This window comes from Agromyces cavernae, assembly GCF_021044935.1.
Taxonomy (GTDB): Bacteria; Actinomycetota; Actinomycetes; order Actinomycetales; family Microbacteriaceae; genus Agromyces; species Agromyces cavernae.
The window spans coordinates 75,299-89,276 of record NZ_JAJNMP010000003.1 but is presented as its reverse complement, the minus strand read 5'-3'; the positions used below and the strand labels follow the sequence as shown (position 1 = coordinate 89,276).

Below are 13,978 nucleotides of genomic sequence, written 5' to 3'. Positions count from 1 at the left end.
GGCGATCAGGCGGTCTCGTCGGGCGACCAGCCGTCGGCGAGGGCGCTCGTACGTACCGACAACTCGGCGAGCGAGCCGTTGCCGGCTCCGACCGCGAGCCCGAGCACGAACGTGCTGAGCGGGGCGGCCGGCCGTGCCACGCCGTGCGCGACGTCGCGCGCGAGGTCGAGGATGTCGCCGACGGGTACCGTGGCGGGATCGACCCCCAGTTCGGTCGCGAGGGCGACGAGCCACCGGTCGAGCGACTCGGGGGAGTTCGGCGTGTTCGGCATGCTCGATCCTTCCGTGGGCGGTTCAGGGTGCGCATGCGCACGTCGGGCGTCCTCGAGGTCCTGCCAGGTGTCGACATCGGCGGTGAGCCCGCCCGGGTCGGCGATCGTCATCAGCGTCAGGTGTTCGGCGAGCGCGCGCATCGAGGCCCCCTGCGGGTCGCCGAGGGCGGCGAGTGTCCGCGCGAGCGCGTCGCGCCGGTAGACGGCGGGCAGCCACTGCGGTCGGCCGTCGTCGAGGCGGATGCCGTGCGTGTCGAGCGGGGCGCGGGGCACGGCGGCGACGAGTTCGGCCGCAGCTGGGCGGGCGAGCGGCAGGTCGCACGTGAGCACGAGCACCCAGCGGTCGGCGGGACGGTCGGATGCATCGTCGCCGGCGTCGACGCCGTCGAGTGCGGCCAGGCCGGCGGCGATGCCGGCGACGGGCCCCCCGAAGGGCGGGTCTTCGCGCGTGATGAGCACTGGGGGCGCGACGAGCCCGTGAGGGCCGACGACGACGGTGGTGCGCGCCCCCACAGCGGCCGCCGCATCGACGGCGAGGTCGACGAGCCGCCGCGAGCCGACGACGAGCTCGGCCTTGGACGAACCGCCGAGACGCGACGACCTGCCCCCGGCGAGGATGACGGCGTCGAGCACGATGCCAGCGACGGGCATGACGCTCACGGGCGGTGCCAGTCGCCCGACTTGCCGCCCGTCTTCGCCTCGAGACGGATGCCCTCGATCGACACCGACTTGTCGATGCCCTTGACCATGTCGACGATCGCGAGCGCGGCGACCGACACGGCGGTGAAGGCCTCCATCTCGACGCCGGTACGGTCGGCCGTGCGCACGGTGGCGGCGATGTCCACGCCGGCGTCGCCTACGGTCAGGTCGACGACCACGCCGTGCACGCCGATGACGTGCGCGAGCGGCAGCAGTTCGGCGGTGCGCTTGGCGGCCTGGATGCCGGCGATGCGCGCGACCGCGAGCACGTCGCCCTTGGGCGCGCTGCCGTCGCGCAGATGGGCGACGACCTCGGGCCCGCACACGACGCGGCCCGTCGCGGTGGCGCTGCGCACCGTGGGATTCTTCTGCGTCACGTCGACCATGCGGGCCTCGCCGCGGGCATCGAGGTGGGTGAATGGCTGCTTGCTCATCAGGTCACCAGCATGACAGTCACGGGGTCGCCCGCGCGAACCTCGTCGACCTCGGCGGGCACGATCGCGTACCCGTCGGCCGCGGCGAGGCCGCCGACGAGATGCGAGCCCGACCCGCCGCGGGTCGCGGGCCGTACGCGAGGCCGGCCGTCAGCGGCCGCGACGACCGCGACGGGCATGAACTGCAGCTTCGCGCGCGGCACCCGCCAGCCTTCGGTTGCGACCGCCGTGATGCGGGGCCGATGCACGTCGGCCGCCCCCTGCAGGCGCAGCAGCGCCGGCCGCACGAACGCCTCGAACGACACGGCGGTCGCCACCGGGTTGCCCGGCAGCCCGAACACGGGGATCGGCGTCTCGGCGTCGCGGTGCAGCATCCCGAACGCCTGCGGCTTGCCGGGCTGCATCGCGATCGTGTGGAATCCGACGGTGCGAAGCTGCGCGAGCGTCGCCTTCACGACGTCGTGAGCGCCGACGCTCACGCCGCCCGACAGCACGATGAGGTCGAGGCGGGCGTCGAGGCAGCGGGCGAGCTCGTCGTCGAGCACCGACTCGTCGTCGGGCACGCTCGTGACGTGCACGACTTCGCCGCCCGCCTCGCGGACGAGGCCGGCGAGCAGCAGCGAGTTCGACTCGGGGATCAGTCCGCGCGCGAGCGGATGTCCCGGGGCGACGAGTTCGCTGCCGGTAGAGACGACGCCCACGCGGGGCGCAGGATGCACCGTGGCCAGGGCGTGCCCCGCGGCGGCGAGGGCCGACACGCGCATCGCGGTGAGCCGCACCCCCGACGCGAGCACGGCATCGCCGGCGTGCAGGTCTTCGCCGGAGCGCCGCACGTGCGCCCCGGGTCTCGGCGCCATGGTCACGGCGACGGCCGAGTGGCCGGCATCGGTGTGCTCGACCGGCACGACCGCGTCGGCCGTGCTCGGCAGCGGCGCCCCGGTCATGATGTGCACCGCCTCGCCCGGGCCGATCGCGGGATCGTCGGCGCTGCCTGCGGCGACCTCTGCGACGACCCGAAGCGTCACCGGGTGGTCGGCGCTCGCCGCGGCGACATCGGCGTGGCGCACGGCGTACCCGTCCATCGCGGAGTTGTCGAACAGCGGAATGTCGAGCCGGCTGCGCACGTCGACCGCGAGCACGCGCCCGTCGGCCTCCGCGAGCGGCACCTCGACGGGGGCGAGCGGATGCACCGCGCCGAGCACCCGCGCCAGGTGCGCGTCGACCGTCTCGAGGTCGCCGGCGCTCATCGGGCCAACGGGGTGCGTCGCACTGCCGGGCGCGGCTCAGTCATCGATCCGCCAGACGTCGACGGGTGCGCCCGCGGGCAGCGCGTCGACGCCGACCGGCAGGTGCACGAGCACGGTCGCGTTCGCGTAGGCGTGCAGCAGGTGCGAGCTCGGCGCACCGACCTCGACCGCGCCATCGCCGTCGATGACGCCGCGGCGCACCTGGTGCTTGCCGATCGGCGATGTCACCGGGTGCGCGAGCTTGAGATGGGCGCGAGGGCGGTCGGGAGCGAGCCCGGCGAACGCCCGCAGCACCGGCCGCAGGAACAACTCGAACGAGACGAGCGCGCTCACCGGGTTGCCGGGGAAGGTCACGACGGGCACCCCGGGCGTTCCGGGCGAGAGGATGACCCGGCCGAGCCCCTGCGGACCGCCGGGCTGGATCGCGACGCTGACGAATTCGACGCCGCGCGCCGCGAGCGCGTCGCGAACGACCTCGAACGCGCCGGCGCTCACCCCTCCCGTCGTGATCACGAGGTCGACGAGCCCGGCCGAGCCCTCGAGCGCCTCGACGACGGCGTCGGGATCGTCGGGCGTCAGCGCGTCGCGCACGAGCGCACCCGCCTCGTCGAGTGCCGCGCGCAGCATGGGCGTGTTCGCGTCGTGGATCTGTCCGGGCTCGAGCGGGGCCCCGGCCGTTCGCAGCTCGTGGCCGGTCGAGAGCAGCAGCACCGTGATGCGGCGGCGCACCGCGACCTCGGTGATGCCGGCCGCGGCGAGCGTGCCGAGCTGGGGCGGTCCGAGGCGTGCGCCCGCGGGCAGCAGCACCTCGCCACGGGCGACGTCGGTGCCGATCGCCCGCACGTACGCGCCCGCCGCGACGGGGTTTGCGAAGCGTGCGGTCGTGCCCGGCGGCACGTCGTGGGCGTCCCCGCCGAGCCCCGGGAACCGCGGTGGATCGGTCGCCTCGATCGGCACGACGGCGTCGGCGCCGTGCGGTACGGCCGCACCCGTCATCACGGGTGACGCGGTTCCGCGCGCGTGCGTGCGGATCGGGTCGCCGGCCGCGGTCGTGCGACCGACGGGCAACTCGACGGGCTTCTCGGGCCGCGCTGCGGCGAGATCTGTCGAGGAGACCGCATAGCCGTCCATCTGCGAGTTCGCGAACGCCGGCAGGTCGCCGGGCGCGAGCACATCGTGGGCGAGTACCCGACCATGGGCGCGAACCCGACCGTGGGGTCCCGCGACGGCGTCGAGTGCGAGCACTTCGGCGCCCTCGGCAGCCTCGAGCGACGCGTGCAGCGGGGCGAGCAACTCGCGCACCGCGCGCTGGTGTTCGACGAACGTGCGCATCGTGGCCTCCGAGGCTCAGCCGCCGGCGAACGGCGGCAGGATGTCGACCCGGTCGGCGAGCGGATGACCCGCCTCGCGTTGTACCGTGCCGTCGACCAGGAACGAACCCGACCGCAGCACGCGCTCCATCGAGGTGCCGTACCGGGCGACGAGTTCATCGCGCAATGCTCCGAGCGTCGCCGTGTCGGCGAACTCGAGTCGCTCTTCGTCGACGCCGGCCGCCTCTGCGGCCGCCGCGAAGTACCGAACGGTCACGAGCGCCATGGCCATGATGCTACCCCGCAGGCGACGAGGCCGTCGGCGGGCGGTCGGCGGTCTCGTCTGCGATGAGTGAGACGATGTCGGTCCCCGCCGTCAGCAACGCCAGTGTCTTCTTCGCGATGGTGTCGAGTCGCTCGTGAAGGGCAGTGTGCGGGTCGTCGACTCCTTCGAACTCGCGAATGGAGTGGAGGAGCGCTCGGACCTCGGGAATGCCGTAGCCGCCGGACCGGAGCGCAGCGGTGATCCGTGCTTCGCGGATGGAAGATCCGGGGTATCGCCGCACGTTCAGCCGGGTCACCCGCTCTGGCGCGACCAGTCCCTGTCGTTCCCAGAATCGGAGGGTGGACGATCGCACCCCCAACGCGGCGGCGAGCTCGGTGATCGTCATCGCGTCGTCCGCGTCGGGAGGCGAATCCGTCGTCGACTCCGCCCTGATCTGGTCGAGTGCTCGTAGCGCCGCAAGCACCTCATCTCGCGCCCGGGCGAGCGTGACGTGGAAGGAGTTGATGAGTGCGGCAGCGGGGTCGAGCGGCAGCCTGCGGATCGCGCGCAGCGCCTGGCGTGCCTCGACCGGTCCGACAGCGAGCGCAAGGTCGCGATATGCGCGCAACGCCACGATGTGGACGGAGGAGAACTGCCGATACCCGTTGGCGCCACGACGCGCCGGCGGGATGACGCCGAGGCGTTCGAGGTCGCGCACCTGTTGCACCGAGTATCCCGACAAGCCCGCCAGCTCCGCAGTCGACATCAGGCCGAGGTCGGTCTCCGCATCAGGCACGGTCTGGAACCCTCCATAAGCACTTCAACGTCACACTTCAACTATGAGTATGCAGCTGATCCTCGAAACCGTTCGAGCCTTCGACGGCGTGCTGGAGCTCGCTCCCGGACCCGGCAGTGGTTTCCCCGAGATCGCGTGGGGCGACCACTTCTTCTACGCCTCACCCGACGGTTCGATCCCGAGCAACCGGCAGCCTTACGCGACGATCGTCACGAAGGACTATCCCGACGATGCGCTGTCGAATCTCGATCCGCCAGGCCGCTGGAGGCTGAACATCCATGTCGGCACGGCGAGATTCGCGGAGCTCACGGGAGAGTCGCCGCGCGACTTCACTGCTCGCGACTTCACCGAGCCCGACGTGATCCTCCCGCACCCCGTCTACGGGTCGCTCGGCTGGATCGCCATCGTCAACCCCGGAATTCGCACGACCACGACCGCGCTGGCGCTGCTGCGCGACGCGCACGCTGACGATCGTGGACGCGCCGAGCGTCGGTCCGGCGCCGACGACCTTCCGGCGGTCAGAAGGCCATCGCGATGAGGATCGCGACCGGCAGAACAGCCTCGGAGATCGAGTTTCGCCAGAGCTTCCGTTCGACCACCAGCAGGACGACCGCCAGAACGATGTGCGAGATGCACACGAACGCGACGAGTGCCGCGCCCGCGGCGGTCTGCCCGTTCATAGTCAGAATCACGCCGGTGAGTGCGCCGAGTCCATAGACGATGTTGTAGAACCCGACGAACATCACCCAGATGCGCACAGCATCATGATCCTGTGGTCGAATGCGGAACATCGAGAACCACCGTTGATTCCGATACTGGAACGCTTCCAGGGAGCCGACTCCGATGAGCACCAGCCCCAACAGCGCTGCCAACACCAATGCCACGGCGTTCATGCCCGAATTCTCTGCCTCCGATCACCCTGGACGCAAACCTGCGGACTCGCACGCGGGACGGCTGCGGCTGGACGTTCGCGTGGTCTCACGAATGAACTACTCGAATAAAGATTCGAATCAAGCAATGCAGACATGATCGACTCTAGAATGTGGATACGAGTTCAGTTACACTTGGGATATGAGCGATGAACCCTCGAAGGCCAGATCAGCTGGTGATTTTGAGGGTTCACACGCGGTGGCGGTGCTCGATGACCGGTCGCCGTACGCGATCGCGCAAGACGGGCTGTCCGAGCTGATCGGGGCGTCGGTGCAGGCGCAACGGGTCGAGGCGATGAACGCGGCGATGCGGGTCGATGTGCTGTTCCTCACGGTGAGTTACGCGGTGCGCGCCGCCGAGGCGTTCGTCGCGGCGTCCCTGACCCCCGAGCGGCGTCGGGAGATGGCGCACCGTGCCGTGACCGCCGAGCTTGCGACCGCGTTGCACGTGCCCGAGCGCACGATGCAGCGGCAACTCGACGACGCGACCGCGCTGTCGACCCGGCTGCCGGCGACGCTGGCGGCGATGCGTGACGGGGCGATCACCATGGCGCACGCCCGGGTCGTGATCGAGCACACGTGCGATCTCGGCGACGACCGCGAAGCGGTGGCGAGGCTCGACGAACTGCTCGCTGAGTTCTCGAAGTCGAACACGGCCGCGACCGTGCGCCGCAAGGCCCGGCATCTGCGTGACGAGGTCGTGTCCGAGAACCTTGCCGAGCGACAGCGCCGTGCACGGGCGAAGCGGCGGATCGAGTTCGAGCCCGCCGCCGACGGCATGGCCTGGCTGCATGCGTTCCTGCCTGCCGCCGACGCTGCGCTGATCTTCGACCGGCTCGACGGCGTGGCCCGAGCGAACCGCGACGCCGGGGCAGCCGTCGCCGAGACCGACCGCAGTTCCGTTCGGCTCCGTGCCGAACTGCTCACCGCCGACCAGGTGCGTGCCGACGCGGCCCGCGACCTGCTGCTGTACGGCACACTCGACGCCGCATCCGGATCCGAGTTCGCCGACGCCGTCGACCGGGTACGGCCGAGCGTGCACGTCACCGTCCCGGTGCTCACCCTCATGGGCGAAGCCGACACCCCGGGCATGCTCGACGGATACGGCCCGATCGACGCCGACACCGCGCGACGACTCGCCGCCCAGGCCCCGTCGTTCACCCGTATCCTCACCCACCCGGTCTCAGGCACCGTGCTCGACATCGACCGCCAGAGCTACCGACCCCCGGCTGACCTCGCCCGGTGGCTCCAGGTCCGCGACGGCACCTGCCGATTCCCCGGCTGCAACCGAGCAGCACGACGCAGCGACCTCGACCACACGATCGACTGGAACGACGAAGGTCGCACCGCGTTCGACAACCTCGCCCATCTGTGCGCTGCGCACCACCACCTCAAACACGAAACCGCATGGTCGGCACGCCACACCGGCGCAGGCACCCTCGAATGGACCTCACCGGCCGGTGCCACGCACCTGACGCATGCGGCGAATCCGATCCCCGACCCGCCACCAGACCTCGCGCAGCCCCCGCTGCCCGATGAACCGAACTTCTGAGTGGTCGGGTGCGCATGGTCGGGTGCGCTGGCGTGGGTCGAGTGCGCCAGGTCGCCGCGCCGGCCTCGGGCCGAACGTACAATTGCCGCATGCGCGCGCGTCCGGCACCACTGGTCGAGCCGTCGGCGCCGCTCAGCCCTGAGCGCATCGCCCGGTTCAGCCGGCAGATCATGCTGCCCGGATTCGGCGAGGTCGCGCAGCGTCGACTCGCCGCAGCACGCGTGCTCGTCGTCGGTGCGGGCGGACTCGGCAGCGCACTCGTGCCCTATCTCGCGGGCGCGGGCATCGGTACGATCGGCCTCGCCGACGACGACGTCGTCGAGCTCTCGAACCTGCACCGACAGGTGAGCCACGGCCTCGCCGATGTCGGACGCCCGAAGGTCGACTCGCTCGCCGACACCGTCGCCGCGATCGACCCCGAATGCCGGGTCGTGCGCCACCCCGCGCGAATGACGGCGGCGAACGCCCGCGACATCCTCGCGCCCTACGACCTCGTCGTCGACGGCAGCGACAACTTCCCCACCCGCTACCTCACGCACGACGCCGCGCTGCTCGACGGAAAGCCGCTCGTCTGGGGCGCGATCCTGCGCTACCACGGCCAGGTCGGCCTCTCGTGGCACGAACACGGTCCCACCTACCGCGACCTCTTCCCGGTGCCGCCGGCACCCGACGAAGTGCTCTCGTGCGAACTCGGCGGCGTGCTGCCGACCCTCTGCGCCACGGTCGGCGCGCTCATGGCGACCGAGGTCGTCAAGGTCGTCACCGGCATCGGCGAGCTGCTGCTCGGCCGGGTCACGACGATCGATGCGCTCTCGGGTCGCAGCCGCGAGATCGCATACGAGGCGATAGCGGATGCCCCGGCGATCACCTCGCTCATCGACTACGAGGTCTTCTGCGGGGTCGACGGCGCCGCGAGCACGGCGCAGGCCGAGGCATCCGCCGCTCCGATCTCGGCGGCCGAGCTGCTGCGGCGCATGCGCAGCGGCGAGCCGCTGCGGCTGCTCGACGTGCGCGAACCCGTCGAGGCCGCGCTGCGACGTATCAGCGGTAGCGAACTCGTGCCGCTCGGCGCGCTCGCCGCCGGCGCCGATCCCGGGTCGGGCGACGGCGCGCTCGTCGTCTACTGCGAGCAGGACACCCGGTCGCGCCGCGCGGCGCGGCTCCTCCGCGAACGCGGGTACGTCGACGTCGTGTATCTCGCCGGCGGCATCGACGCGTTCTCGTCGGTGGCCGGCGAACTCGTGCACCGCTGACGGCCGAACTCCCGACGATGACCACGAGAGAGGCACGCATGAACGCGAACACGGCCGTCGTGACCGCCGAACCCATCGACGAGGCCGCCGTGCGCGCCGCCGTCGAGGCCGAGACGAGCGGGGCGGTCGTGATGTTCCACGGGGTCGTGCGCAACCACGACGCCGGTCGCGACGTGCTCGCGCTCGACTACCAGGCCCATCCCGAGGCCGAGCGGTTCCTCGCCGAGTGCGTGCGACGCATCGCCGACGAGACCGGGTTCGCCGTCGCCGCCGCGCACCGCGTGGGCGAACTGCGCATCGGCGACGTGGCACTCGTTGCCGCGGCATCCGCCCCGCATCGTGCCGAGGCGTTCGACGCGTGCGAACGCCTCGTCGACCTGATCAAGCAACAGGTGCCCATCTGGAAGCGGCAGCACTTCACCGACGGCGTGTCGGAGTGGGTCGGGCTCTGAGGCGTGCGGCTTCATCGCCGCCACCGGTGCGCACGACGTCGTCGAAAGTGCAATTGTCGCCCGGGGGGAGGGCGGGGAGTGCACGTTCGGCGGGAGGGGTCGGCGCTTGCACGCGTCGCACCGGGGTCGAAAGTGCAGGTGTCGCCCACGGGATGACGGGGAGTGCACTCTCGGGGACGAGAGAGGACGGTGACCCGGCGGGCGTCAGCCGCCGAGGTACGACATCTCGGGTTTCGGACGGGAAGCCCGCAGCTCGGGCGTGAGCGTCGCACGCACCTCGGAGTAGCGGTCGTCGCGCGCGCCCCAGATCGAGGCCATCGCCGCGGCGAGTCCGTCGTCGTCGACGCCACCGCGCAGCAACGCCCGAAGGTCGTGCCCCTCCGACGCGAACAGGCACGTGAAGAGCTTGCCCTCGGTCGAGATGCGCGCCCGGTTGCACGTGCCGCAGAAGGCGTTCGTGACGCTCGAGATCACGCCGATCTCGCCGCCGCCGTCGACATAGCGCCATCGGGCGGCGGTCTCGCCGGGCGCCGCACCGCCGATGGGCTCGAGCGGCAGCTCGGCGCCGATGACCCCGACGATCTCTGCCGAGGGCACGACCTCGTCGAGTCGCCAGCCGTTCGACGTGCCGACGTCCATGTACTCGATGAAGCGCAACGTGAAGGGGGAGTCCTTGAAGTGCCGGGCCATCGGCAGCACCTCGTGGTCGTTCAGCCCGCGCTTGACGACCATGTTGACCTTGATCGGGCCGAGCCCGGCGTCGTGCGCGGCCTGCATGCCCGCGAGCACGCGGTCGACCGGGAACCGCACGTCGTTCATCGACTGGAACACCGCGTCGTCGAGCGAGTCGAGCGAGACCGTGACGCGTGTGAGCCCGGCCGCCTTGAGCGACACCGCCTTGACCGCGAGCGCCGAACCGTTGGTCGTCAGGGCGATCTCCACAGGCCGGCCGTCGGGGGTGCGCAATGCGGCGAGACGCTCGATGAGCTCCTCGATGCCGCGGCGCAGCAGCGGCTCGCCGCCCGTGAGCCGCAGCTTGTGCACGCCGTGCGCGACCGCCACGCGGGCGATGCGGGTGATCTCGTCGAAGGTCAGCAGCTCGTCGCGGTCGAGGAACGCGTAGTCGCGCCCGAAGACCGTCTTCGGCATGCAGTACACGCAGCGGAAGTTGCACCGGTCGGTCACCGAGATGCGCAGGTCGCGCATCGGCCGGGAGAACGCGTCGGAGAGCGCGCCGAGGGTCGTTCCCGTCGACGGCAGGCGGCGGGCTCGCGGTACCGCACTCGCAGGTGCATCGACTGCGCGCACGGGCAGCAGGGTGGTCACGGGTCACCCCCTCTTCGGTGGCGTCTACGCTAACACCGCATCATGAAAGCTCTCGCACCGAGACGTCGGCGGGCGCGACGTGGAACGCGAGGGTCGCGCCGGTGCTCAGGTCGAGGGCGACGGCGGTGGTCGACGGCACGTCGATCGCGAGGTCGGGATGCTGGTCGGTGACGATGCGCACGCCCCCGCGGGAGGGCTCGAGCGACGCGACGGCGCCCAACCACGCGTTGTCGGCGGGCGCCGAGTCGGCCGCTTGCGAGGGGTCGGCGGATGCCGCGGCCCGCGCATGCACCGACGCCGGACTGAACACGACCGAGGCGGGAGTGCCCACGCGCAGCGTCTCGCCCGTTCCGCGCAGCACGATGGGCCCGCTCGCACTCGCCACGCGTACCGCGTCGCGCGCGACGGCGACGCCGGTGAGGAGGTTGACGCCGGCGAGCGCGGCTGCGAACGGGGTTCGCGGGTGCCCGAGCACCTCGGCGGTCGGCCCCTGCTGCACGATGCGCCCGTCGTGCAGGATGGCGGCGCGGTCGGCGAGCACGATCGCGTCGAGCGGGTCGTGGGTGACGAGCAGCGTCGGGATCGCGAGTGTCGCGCGCTGCTCGGCGACGAGTCGGCGCATCGCCGCGGCCGTCTGCACGTCGAGCGCCGCGAACGGTTCGTCGAGCAGCAGCACGTCGGGGCGCGCTGCGAGCGTGCGGGCGAGCGCGACCCGCTGCTGCTGCCCGCCCGACAGCGCTGACGGGAGCCTCCGCTCGAGTCCCGCGAGTCCGACCCGGTCGAGCCACGCGGATGCCGCGTCGCGAGCCTCGCGCCTCGCGCTGCCCTGCGCGCGCGGGCCGAACGCGACGTTCTCGAGCGCGGTCAGGTGCGGGAACAGCAGCGGGTGCTGGCCGAGCAGGCCCACGGAACGCTCGGCCAGGTCGACGTCGGCGGCGCCGCTGTCATCGACCCCGCCGGGCTCGTCGTCGCCGCCGATCGACGGGGCGCGCGAGAGCACGCGCTCGCCGACGCGCACGATGCCGGCCGTGAGCGCGCGATGGCCGGCGATGGCGGCGAGCAGCGTGGATTTGCCCGACCCGTTCGGGCCGAGCACCGCGAGCACCTCGGATGCCGCGACGGCGAGTTCGACATCGAGCCTGAAGTCGCCCACCCCGGCGACCACCCGGGCGTCGAGCCCACCACCGGCCGCACTGGTCATCGGGGGGCGTCCTCACGCCAGCTGCGCATGAGCACCAGCACCGCGACGGCCACGAGCACGAGCATGAGCGACAGCGCGATGGCTGTGTCTTCGCTGACGCCTGCGCCATTGAACGCCGTGTAGATGGCGAGGGGCATCGTGCGGGTGGTGCCGGCCGAGTTGCCCGCGAACAGCGCGGTCGCGCCGAACTCGCCGAGTGCGCGCGCGAAGCACAGCACGGTGCCGGCGATGAGGCCGGGCGCCGCGAGCGGCAGCGTGATGCGCCGGAACACCGTGAACCGTCTGGCTCCGAGGCCGGCAGCGACCGTCTCGTAGCGGGTGCCCGCCGTGCGCAGCGACCCCTCGACCGTGATCACGAGGAACGGCAGGGCGACGAACGTCTGCGCGATCACGACCGCGGTCGTGGTGAACGGGATGCGCAGGCCCAGGACGCCGAGCGTCTCGCCGAACAGTCCGTTGCGCCCGAGCAGCGCGAGCAGGGCGATACCGCCGACGAGCGGGGGCAGCACGAGCGGCAGCGTGGTGAGGGTGCGCAGCACGGCGGCCACGCCCTTCGAGCTGCGGGCGATGACCATGGCGAGCGGAACGCCGAGCACGATGCAGACGCCCGTCGCGATCGCGGCGGTGGCGAGCGACAGGGTGAGTGCCTGCAACGCGGCCGGTGAGGCGACCGCGCCGGGCACCTGCCTCCAGTCGAGGCGCACGAGCAGGGCGACGAGGGGCAGCGCGAGCACCGCCACCCCGACGGCCGCCGGAACGTACAGCCACAGGGGGAAGCGTCGCGCAGCCACGGGGTCGTCGCGACGGGTGTCACTCGCGCCGGCCCTGATGCCGTCTGGTGCTGTGGTCGTCATGGCGCGCCGAAGCCGAACGATGCGAGTACCGCTCGGCCCTCGTCGGACGCGATGAACTGGACGAACGCGCTCGCCGCCTCGGGGTTCGCCGCGTCGGAGAGCGCGGTGATCGGGTACACGTTGGTCGCGACATCCGCGTTCTCGATCTCGACGCCGTCGACCTCGCCCGCTGCCGCCTCGACGTCGGTGACGTAGACGAGGCCGGCGTCGGCCTCTCCGTTCTTCACCTTGGTGAGCACGCCGGTGACGTTCTGCTCTTCGCTCGCGGGGGTCACGGTGATGCCGGCATCACGGAAGAGGGTCTGGGCGGCGTTGCCGCACGGCACCTCTGGGGCGCACAGCACGACCGTCGCCGGCAGTCCGCGGGCCGTCTCGGTCGCGCCGTCGGCGAGATCGTCGAGGTCATCGATGCCGAGCGGGTTGCCGGGAGCGACCGCGATCGTCAGCACATTGGTCGCGAAGTCCACAGGTTCGACGGTGAGGCCGCCATCGACGAGCCGCGTCATGTTGCGTTCGTCGGCCGAGGCGAACACGTCGGCCGGCGCACCCTCGATGAGCTGCGTCGCGAGCACCGACGAGCCGTCGTAGGTGATGGGCAGCACGTCGAGGTTCGGGTGCCGCGCCTCGAATGCGGTGGCGAGCTCGTCGAACGCCGCCGCGAGCGAGGCCGCGGCGAAGATCGTGAGCTCTCCGGCGAGTCCGTCGGCCGCCGCGGTGGAGGTGCCGCCGTCGGGCGCGTGGTCGCCGGGGGCGGCGCACGCGGTGAGCGCCAACGCGGCGAGCGCGGCAGGCAGCACGGTTCGAACGATCGGATGTCTCATGCGCGAGGTTCCCCGTCGGTCTCGATGACGACCATGGTCGCCTTCACGACCGCGACGCCCCGGGACCCGACCTCGAGGCGGAGTTCGCGCGCGGCCTCGGCCGACATGAGCGAGACGACCCGATGCGGCCCGCACTGCAGCTCGACCTGGGCCATCAGCCCCTCGATCTCGACGCGGGTCACGAGGCCGACGAACCGGTTGCGTGCGCTGCGCCGCACGGTCCCGCGATCGTCGACGGCCGTCGCGATGGCCACTGCGCGCGCCGCGAGCTCGCCGCCGGGGACGACCTGTCGCCCAGCCTCGTCGGTACCCCCATTAAGGAGGCCATCTCGCAACCATCGACGTATCGTGTCATCGCTGACGCCGATGAGCTGCGCAGCCTCACTGATCCGATACTGCGTCATGAGAACGACAATACGACCGCAACTGCGGGAACAACAGTCGAATCACACCGAATCAGCGGAGCGCTGGAGCAGGGCCGGAAAGCGTCATCCGAATGAAGGATTGGCTATCCTAACTTATCGGTGTCGATTTCGTCAATCGAAAAAGTTGTAGTGCCAGACGGGC

16 protein-coding genes are annotated in these 13,978 nt (G+C 71.5%); 4 read left to right on the top strand and 12 right to left on the bottom strand.

The window, feature by feature from the left end; genetic code table 11:
* Positions 1-5 precede the first annotated feature (5 nt).
* From LQ757_RS11725 to LQ757_RS11700, 6 genes are read right to left on the bottom strand one after another with little or no spacing between them, the layout of a single operon-like run.
* Positions 6-923, bottom strand: a complete 918-nt coding sequence (locus tag LQ757_RS11725) for an NTP transferase domain-containing protein (RefSeq protein WP_231047431.1) — start codon at positions 921-923, stop codon at positions 6-8.
* Between the two features lie 5 nt (positions 924-928).
* Positions 929-1,405, bottom strand: coding sequence for a cyclic pyranopterin monophosphate synthase MoaC (gene moaC, locus LQ757_RS11720; RefSeq protein WP_231047430.1), 477 nt, complete (start codon positions 1,403-1,405; stop codon positions 929-931).
* Positions 1,405-2,652, bottom strand: coding sequence for a molybdopterin molybdotransferase MoeA (locus LQ757_RS11715; protein ID WP_231047429.1), 1,248 nt, complete (start codon positions 2,650-2,652; stop codon positions 1,405-1,407). Before LQ757_RS11715 ends, moaC begins: the two co-directional genes overlap by 1 nt.
* A gap of 36 nt (positions 2,653-2,688) precedes the next feature.
* Entirely contained in the window at positions 2,689-3,984 is a 1,296-nt protein-coding gene (locus LQ757_RS11710) for a molybdopterin molybdotransferase MoeA (RefSeq protein ID WP_231047428.1), read from the bottom strand.
* Between the two features lie 15 nt (positions 3,985-3,999).
* Positions 4,000-4,248, bottom strand: a complete 249-nt coding sequence (locus tag LQ757_RS11705) for a MoaD/ThiS family protein (RefSeq protein ID WP_231047427.1) — start codon at positions 4,246-4,248, stop codon at positions 4,000-4,002.
* A gap of 10 nt (positions 4,249-4,258) precedes the next feature.
* Entirely contained in the window at positions 4,259-5,023 is a 765-nt protein-coding gene (locus LQ757_RS11700; RefSeq protein WP_231047426.1) for a MerR family transcriptional regulator, read from the bottom strand.
* A 43-nt stretch (positions 5,024-5,066) separates the two neighbouring features.
* Here LQ757_RS11700 and LQ757_RS11695 point away from each other — a divergent pair, with 43 nt between their 5' ends.
* Positions 5,067-5,561, top strand: a complete 495-nt coding sequence (locus LQ757_RS11695) for a DUF6194 family protein (RefSeq protein ID WP_231047425.1) — start codon at positions 5,067-5,069, stop codon at positions 5,559-5,561.
* Here LQ757_RS11695 and LQ757_RS11690 read toward each other — a convergent pair.
* Positions 5,542-5,916 (bottom strand): DUF1304 family protein, encoded by a 375-nt coding sequence (locus LQ757_RS11690; RefSeq protein ID WP_231047424.1) that lies wholly within the window; start codon positions 5,914-5,916, stop codon positions 5,542-5,544. The genes LQ757_RS11695 and LQ757_RS11690 overlap by 20 nt on opposite strands.
* A 178-nt stretch (positions 5,917-6,094) precedes the next feature.
* Here LQ757_RS11690 and LQ757_RS11685 point away from each other — a divergent pair, with 178 nt between their 5' ends.
* The 3 genes from LQ757_RS11685 (at position 6,095) to LQ757_RS11675 (ending at position 9,209) form a co-directional block, all read left to right on the top strand.
* Positions 6,095-7,504 (top strand): HNH endonuclease signature motif containing protein, encoded by a 1,410-nt coding sequence (locus tag LQ757_RS11685; protein WP_231047423.1) that lies wholly within the window; start codon positions 6,095-6,097, stop codon positions 7,502-7,504.
* Positions 7,505-7,593: 89 nt separating this feature from the next.
* Positions 7,594-8,757 carry a ThiF family adenylyltransferase gene (locus LQ757_RS11680; RefSeq protein WP_231047422.1) on the top strand — a complete coding sequence of 388 codons (1,164 nt, stop codon included), beginning with the start codon at positions 7,594-7,596 and terminating at the stop codon, positions 8,755-8,757.
* A 38-nt stretch (positions 8,758-8,795) separates the two neighbouring features.
* Positions 8,796-9,209 (top strand): molybdenum cofactor biosynthesis protein MoaE, encoded by a 414-nt coding sequence (locus LQ757_RS11675; protein ID WP_231047421.1) that lies wholly within the window; start codon positions 8,796-8,798, stop codon positions 9,207-9,209.
* A 204-nt stretch (positions 9,210-9,413) separates the two neighbouring features.
* Here the strand turns inward: LQ757_RS11675 and moaA are convergent, their stop codons facing one another.
* The 5 genes from moaA to LQ757_RS11650 are packed head-to-tail and all read right to left on the bottom strand — an operon-like array spanning position 9,414 to position 13,815.
* The gene (gene moaA / locus LQ757_RS11670; protein WP_308195623.1) at positions 9,414-10,535 is read right to left on the bottom strand and encodes a GTP 3',8-cyclase MoaA; all 1,122 of its coding nucleotides are present in this window, start codon (positions 10,533-10,535) and stop codon (positions 9,414-9,416) included.
* 40 nt (positions 10,536-10,575) lie between these two features.
* Complete coding sequence (locus LQ757_RS11665) at positions 10,576-11,736, bottom strand: ABC transporter ATP-binding protein (RefSeq protein ID WP_231047420.1); 1,161 nt, start codon at positions 11,734-11,736, stop codon at positions 10,576-10,578.
* On the bottom strand, positions 11,733-12,590 hold the full coding sequence (locus LQ757_RS11660; RefSeq protein WP_231047419.1) for an ABC transporter permease: 858 nt from the start codon (positions 12,588-12,590) through the stop codon (positions 11,733-11,735). Before LQ757_RS11660 ends, LQ757_RS11665 begins: the two co-directional genes overlap by 4 nt.
* Positions 12,587-13,411, bottom strand: a complete 825-nt coding sequence (gene modA, locus LQ757_RS11655) for a molybdate ABC transporter substrate-binding protein (RefSeq protein WP_231047418.1) — start codon at positions 13,409-13,411, stop codon at positions 12,587-12,589. The genes LQ757_RS11660 and modA overlap by 4 nt, the downstream gene beginning before the upstream one ends.
* Positions 13,408-13,815: a TOBE domain-containing protein gene (locus LQ757_RS11650; RefSeq protein ID WP_231047417.1), complete on the bottom strand. Its 408-nt coding sequence runs from the start codon at positions 13,813-13,815 to the stop codon at positions 13,408-13,410. The genes modA and LQ757_RS11650 overlap by 4 nt, the downstream gene beginning before the upstream one ends.
* Between the last annotated feature and the right edge of the window lie 163 nt (positions 13,816-13,978).

Excerpts from the sequence above, each read along its gene's own strand:
- LQ757_RS11725 (WP_231047431.1), bottom strand. The coding sequence starts at position 923 with ATGCCCGTCGCTGGCATCGTGCTCGACGCCGTCATCCTCGCCGGGGGC.
- moaC (WP_231047430.1), bottom strand. The coding sequence starts at position 1,405 with ATGAGCAAGCAGCCATTCACCCACCTCGATGCCCGCGGCGAGGCCCGC.
- LQ757_RS11715 (WP_231047429.1), bottom strand. The coding sequence starts at position 2,652 with ATGAGCGCCGGCGACCTCGAGACGGTCGACGCGCACCTGGCGCGGGTG.
- LQ757_RS11710 (WP_231047428.1), bottom strand. The coding sequence starts at position 3,984 with ATGCGCACGTTCGTCGAACACCAGCGCGCGGTGCGCGAGTTGCTCGCC.
- LQ757_RS11705 (WP_231047427.1), bottom strand. The coding sequence starts at position 4,248 with ATGGCGCTCGTGACCGTTCGGTACTTCGCGGCGGCCGCAGAGGCGGCC.
- LQ757_RS11695 (WP_231047425.1), top strand. The coding sequence starts at position 5,067 with ATGAGTATGCAGCTGATCCTCGAAACCGTTCGAGCCTTCGACGGCGTG.
- LQ757_RS11690 (WP_231047424.1), bottom strand. The coding sequence starts at position 5,916 with ATGAACGCCGTGGCATTGGTGTTGGCAGCGCTGTTGGGGCTGGTGCTC.
- LQ757_RS11685 (WP_231047423.1), top strand. The coding sequence starts at position 6,095 with ATGAGCGATGAACCCTCGAAGGCCAGATCAGCTGGTGATTTTGAGGGT.
- LQ757_RS11680 (WP_231047422.1), top strand. The coding sequence starts at position 7,594 with ATGCGCGCGCGTCCGGCACCACTGGTCGAGCCGTCGGCGCCGCTCAGC.
- LQ757_RS11675 (WP_231047421.1), top strand. The coding sequence starts at position 8,796 with ATGAACGCGAACACGGCCGTCGTGACCGCCGAACCCATCGACGAGGCC.
- LQ757_RS11665 (WP_231047420.1), bottom strand. The coding sequence starts at position 11,736 with ATGACCAGTGCGGCCGGTGGTGGGCTCGACGCCCGGGTGGTCGCCGGG.
- LQ757_RS11660 (WP_231047419.1), bottom strand. The coding sequence starts at position 12,590 with ATGACGACCACAGCACCAGACGGCATCAGGGCCGGCGCGAGTGACACC.
- modA (WP_231047418.1), bottom strand. The coding sequence starts at position 13,411 with ATGAGACATCCGATCGTTCGAACCGTGCTGCCTGCCGCGCTCGCCGCG.
- LQ757_RS11650 (WP_231047417.1), bottom strand. The coding sequence starts at position 13,815 with ATGACGCAGTATCGGATCAGTGAGGCTGCGCAGCTCATCGGCGTCAGC.